Source organism: uncultured Arthrobacter sp., from assembly GCF_902805515.1.
Taxonomy (GTDB): Bacteria; Actinomycetota; Actinomycetes; order Actinomycetales; family Micrococcaceae; genus Arthrobacter_D.
Genome location: NZ_CADCTE010000007.1, coordinates 1 through 4,952, shown reverse-complemented (window position 1 = coordinate 4,952; position 4,952 = coordinate 1). Strand labels below are relative to the sequence as shown.

Annotated in this window: 4 protein-coding genes and 1 pseudogene; 2 read left to right on the top strand and 3 right to left on the bottom strand. The window is 66.8% G+C overall.

Going from position 1 to position 4,952, the window contains the following annotated elements; genetic code table 11:
• Positions 1-322: 322 nt before the first annotated feature.
• Positions 323-841: a MarR family winged helix-turn-helix transcriptional regulator gene (locus tag QZX79_RS01155; RefSeq protein WP_294563513.1), complete on the top strand. Its 519-nt coding sequence runs from the start codon at positions 323-325 to the stop codon at positions 839-841.
• 579 nt (positions 842-1,420) lie between these two features.
• Here the strand turns inward: QZX79_RS01155 and QZX79_RS01150 are convergent.
• Positions 1,421-1,993, bottom strand: a complete 573-nt coding sequence (locus tag QZX79_RS01150) for a TetR/AcrR family transcriptional regulator (RefSeq protein WP_294563511.1) — start codon at positions 1,991-1,993, stop codon at positions 1,421-1,423.
• 188 nt (positions 1,994-2,181) lie between these two features.
• Between QZX79_RS01150 and QZX79_RS01145 the strand changes: the two genes are divergently transcribed.
• A complete protein-coding gene (locus tag QZX79_RS01145) occupies positions 2,182-3,201 on the top strand; it encodes a zinc-binding dehydrogenase (RefSeq protein ID WP_294563509.1) in 1,020 nt (339 codons plus the stop codon).
• 604 nt (positions 3,202-3,805) lie between these two features.
• On the opposite strand, the gene QZX79_RS01140 is transcribed toward QZX79_RS01145, so the two are convergent.
• On the bottom strand, positions 3,806-4,048 hold the full coding sequence (locus QZX79_RS01140) for a nucleoside transporter C-terminal domain-containing protein (protein WP_294563508.1): 243 nt from the start codon (positions 4,046-4,048) through the stop codon (positions 3,806-3,808).
• A gap of 157 nt (positions 4,049-4,205) precedes the next feature.
• A pseudogene (locus QZX79_RS01135) lies at positions 4,206-4,952 on the bottom strand (hypothetical protein); the annotation flags it as partial.

Genomic DNA, 4,952 nt, shown 5'->3' with positions numbered 1-4,952 from the left:
CGAGATCTCTCGCGCGGGAGCTGCTCGACGTCCGGCCGCGCTGAGGTCCCGCTTACCGGTTCCTCGCGGCCGAAAGGTCCCCCTCCAGGCCGAAGCGACGGCGAGCGGTCGGACCAGCCTCGGTGGAGTCCGGAGCCGAGGGTCTCTGTTGCTTTGCGGAGGTTTTGCCGGTCCTGGCTCCACGCGTCCGTTGCGCCGTTTAAGGCCAGGTTCGGCAGGAAGGCTACGAGATCGCGGAGAGGCCGAGGTCCGCGTGCGGCCCTCCGCACCGGGTTCGCAGAAGTGGCTTGACAACCAGTAATAAGTATGCTAATTGTTAGCTATGACAGATACAGAGCGAACCGCCTTCGAAGTCGTGCGGCGCAGGGAGGCGGGGAAGGACGGTGGGGAGCCGGACGGCGGTCTCTTCGCGATCGAGGAGAGCCTTGGCTACCTCATGAACTACGCCGCCCGCGCCTTCAGCCGGGAGCTATCCCCACGGCTCGCGGCGCACGGTGCCCGTATGGGGCAGTGGGCGGTGCTGATGTTCCTATGGGCTCAAGACGGGCAGACGCAGCGGGAGTTGAGCCGCGAGGTTGCCATCGAGGACGCCACGATGGTCCGCACGCTGGATCGCATGGAGAGGGACGGCCTGGTCCGGCGCGAACGCAACCCGCGCGATCGTCGGCAGATCAACATCTTCCTCACGGAGAAGGGTTGGGCCCTGCGCGACACGCTCGTCCCCGAGGCGATCGAGGGAAATCGGTCGGCGTCCCGACGGTTGAGCGAGGACGAGCGGCGCCAGTTGCTCGATCTGCTGGGCCGGGTGATCGGGGCGTTGGAGGAGCAGCCCCGCGGCTAGAAGGAAGGGGATCGGTGATGCCCTCATGACAACCTCGAACGAACGGATGCGCGACATTCAGCACTTCGTCCACCTCGCCGCGGGACTACTCGTGATAGCCTACATCTACACTCCGTTGAACAGACCTCGCCATAAACCCTTAGTTCTGTCGGCCTTTTGGTGATCCGCGAAAACCGAAGCTCACATCCGTCCCCCAGACGCGCTCGAAGACCCGTTGATCGGTAGCAAGGCGTTGCCACCATGTTTCAAACACGCCCGCATCCGGGCGTCTCGGTTCGTTTCTGACCGCCTTCACCAAGAAACCGACAGAGCCGCACTCAATGGCGAGGTCTGCCTCGTAGGAGGATCGCTCTCCGAGGTCCGGGCGTAGGGTTCTCGGAAGTCTGCCAAGCCCCGATCCATCCACCCAGACACGAGCGGTCCCGCCACCCTACACCCCCCTTGGGCTACACCCCCCTTGGGTTACTTGAAGGACGGAACGGCGCCCGGTCCAGATCACGTCCCCCATCGTGCTTCTCTGGCGAGAGCCGCTCCGAGCGGACGGCGATCCGCTACGGGTGTGGCTCGATGGGAGAAGATTCAGCGATCGGGGCGGATGCCGCACAGAAGGACATTCGTGTAGCGGTCGATCTCGGCTTCGTCGCTGCTTCCCGCCCGCACCGCCTGCACGATGCCGCACGACAGGCGCCGGACGTCATCAGCCCCGATCTCCGGCCGGATGGCGCCGGCCTCGCGGGCGCGCTCCAGCAGCCGGCCCACGGCCTTCAACAGGTCGGCCCGCAACCGCGAAGTCCGCGCGCAGGCGCACTCGGGGGACCGCAGCACGGCCGCGAGGCCGACGTCGCCGAGTTGGAGTCGTATCCCGTAGCGCAGCAAGCGCTCCAGGCCCGCGCCGGGGTCGTCGTCGGCCGCGGCCGACTGGGCCTCGGCGAGGAGTTGCTCGAAGCCACCCATCACCGCCGACTCCAGCAACGCCTGCCGGGTCGGGAAGTGCCGGTAGACCGTGCCAATCCCCACCCCCGCCAGCCGGGCTATGGTATTCATCGGCAACGTCGCTTCGCCCGCCGCGAGCAGCTCGCGGGCGACTTCCAGCACCCGGGCGCGGTTGCGGGCCGCGTCCGCACGCAGATCGTCGACGGTTGTGGGCCGCACTGTCACGTGCCTATGTTACCAAACGGATACCCCGTCCGTCTGATCGACTCCAACCGCCGCACGCAAATCGGATGCACTCTCCGCTTGTGCTATCATGCCATAAGCGGACGCACCGTCCGTCTAGCAAAAGGGAGGCGGAGGGCGACATGGAAGTTCCGATAAGCGCGCAAGGCGCGACGGTAGATACCATGGGACGGGCCGTACACGTTAACCGGCGCGGTGGCCCTGAGGTACTGGCCGTCCGCGAGGTGCGCGTTCCGTCCCCTGGCGACGGTGAGGTGCTCGTTCGGGTCGAAGCGGCCGGGGTGGCCTTCGGGGACATCGCGCTGCGGGAAGGGCTTCGCAACGCGGGCTCGCGGCCCGCCATCCCGGGTTACGATGCGGTGGGAACGGTGGCCTCGGTCGGCGCGCGCGTCGAGGGTCTGGCGGAGGGCGACAGGGTGGCCGTGTGGACTTCGGGCTCGGGCGGCTACGCGACTCACGTCGTGGTCCCCGCCTGGGCGGCCGTGCCCTACCCCGATCACGTGGACAGCCGCGCGGTGGTCAGCCTCGTTTTGAACTACCTCGCCGCCTGGCAGCTGCTGTCCCGGACCGCCGTCGTGGCGGACGGGTCCACGATCCTTGTGCACTCGGCGGCCGGCGGGGTCGGTAGTGCGCTGCTGGAGCTGGCGGCGCTGCGCGGCATGAGGGTCATCGGCACCGCCAGCGCGCGCAAGGCCGACCTTGTCGAGCGCCTCGGCGCCGTCCCCGTCGACTACCGCACCCAGGACGTCGCCGCCGAGGTCAAACGCCTCGCGCCGGGCGGGGTCGACGCCGTCTTCGACGCGTTGGGTAGTGTCAGCTGGCGGCGGGCCCTGCCCTTGCTGCGCCCCGGCGGCCACTTGATCGCCTACGGCGTGTCCAGCGCTTTCAGTGGGGGTCGCCGGAGCCTGACGAAGCTGATCGGCAACGCGCTTCGCGTTCCCCGCACCAGCTACCTGACCTACCTCACCCAGAGCATCGGTGTCAGCGGGTACCGGTCCGACGTCATGGTGGAGGCCCACCACGACTGGTACCGCCAGGATCTGGGGAGCCTGATCGAGCTGCTTGCCGCAGGCTCCATCGACCCGGTCATCCACCGAACCTACCCACTGGAACAGGCCGGACAGGCGCAGGCAGAACTCGGCGCGGGTCGCGCGACGGGCAAGATCGTCCTCGACGTCAGGTAATTGATGCTGCACATGGCGAGGCCCGCGGAGCGGAATAGCCGTGCCCGGGATATCCAAAGGTCCGACCGGGCGCTCCGGCGCGGAAGAAGGACGCGACTAGGGCAGACCAGCTCGCCAGTCTAGCCGGCGGTGGTGTACCGCGTGGTGCACACGACTCATTCCCCATGTCAAACTCGTCAATTTTCTCTGTTTTTTACCTTACTCACGCGGAATTGGAGAGGGTGACCGACGGGGCTCGAATCCGCGACCTTCGGAGCCACAATCCGCCGACAACCGTTTCCGAGTATTGCTGTACGTTGCAGAAAACCGCTCACTAGGCCGACCTTGTCACGCGCGGTTGCCCACCGTTTCTGTGTATTTCGCGCTCGGAGGTGTCAGAAGTGGTGTAAAAACCATCATCATGTAATTGTCACACCTCGTGCTCTTGGGGGTCGATACCCCCGTTGCCCGAAAGGATCACCGCAACGCCGCGAGGAAGGGGCAGACCCCGGAGACCTCCCTCGACGCCTGGGCGAAGCTGATCAAATCGGGAGACGAGCTCCTCAGGGACCTGCCGTCGGACAGCATTAGGCTTGCCGGGTCTCACGGGAGACCAACGCGCTCGTCACCGCGGGGGAGCCTTGCCCGCTGCGTACGGGCGCGTTGGCAAGACGGCTACGGTGCCGAAGTTGGCGAACCCCGCGAGGGCGAAGGTGACGATGGCCACGGTCTTCTCGGAGAATTCGCCAACTCGCAGGCCGAAGGTGAAGTACGCGACGAACTCGCTGAGGATGGCCTTCTGTCCGATGAAGCTGCCGCCGTCCGGGGCGCCCAGCGGGAGGTTCACGTAACCGTGGTGGCGACGCACTAGGCCCCAATCGGGCACGAGGAGCAGGCCCCTCGTGCCCGGGATGATCTTCTGTACGTGCTTATGGGGGCAGTGGCGCCTTCGTCACCGGAGACGATATCGGCCGATGAAGGCGCGGTTCTCGCACTCCGACTTGCGGGGGTTTAGGTGTCCGGTTCTACCCTTTGCCTGTTTTCGTCCCCGGTTCGCCCCCGAAGAAGGTGCTCCAGGGCATGTCCAACGGCTCGTCCGCAACGACCACGGAGTGCAGGTACCTCATCAGGGGGAAGTCTTCCGGTCCGACGATCCCGCGCTCGGCAAGCTTCGGAAGCGCGCCGCCGATGACCTCGATGGCCGCCGCCCCCTCGAGCGTTACCCCCGGCATACGCCCGCGTGCTTCCGAGAAGCGCAACCCCGAGCCGACCAGCCGGCCCACCTTAACGTTGCGCCCCCCCATGCTGGTGACGAACATGTCACCGACCCCGGCCAGCCCGTAGGGCGTCTCCGGCTCGCCGCCGAGCAGCTCCATGAATTGGCCGAGCTCCCGCGTCGCCTGCCCGAAGAGCGCCGCCCCGTAGTCGAAGTTGCGGTATCTTGCCTCGGTCTCGCCCTTGCCGTCCAGGATACCCTCCATGAAACCGGCCCCCAGAGCGTAGCAGTTCTTGGTCGCCGCGCACACCTCGACGCCGACGAAATCGGTCGAGGTCCACACGTGATAGGAGGGCGTTCGGAAGAGGGCCGACATCTCTGCCAGCACGCTCGCGTCGCGGCCCGTGAAGACCACGCAGGTGTCCCTACCCACGGCCACCTCGCCGGCGATCGACGGTCCCGCGACGGCCGACCACGAGACCTGCTCTCGCAACTCTTCGGGGACCCGTTCGGCCAGCACTTCGGGCAGGATGCGCAGGTCGCCGTTCTCCTCGGC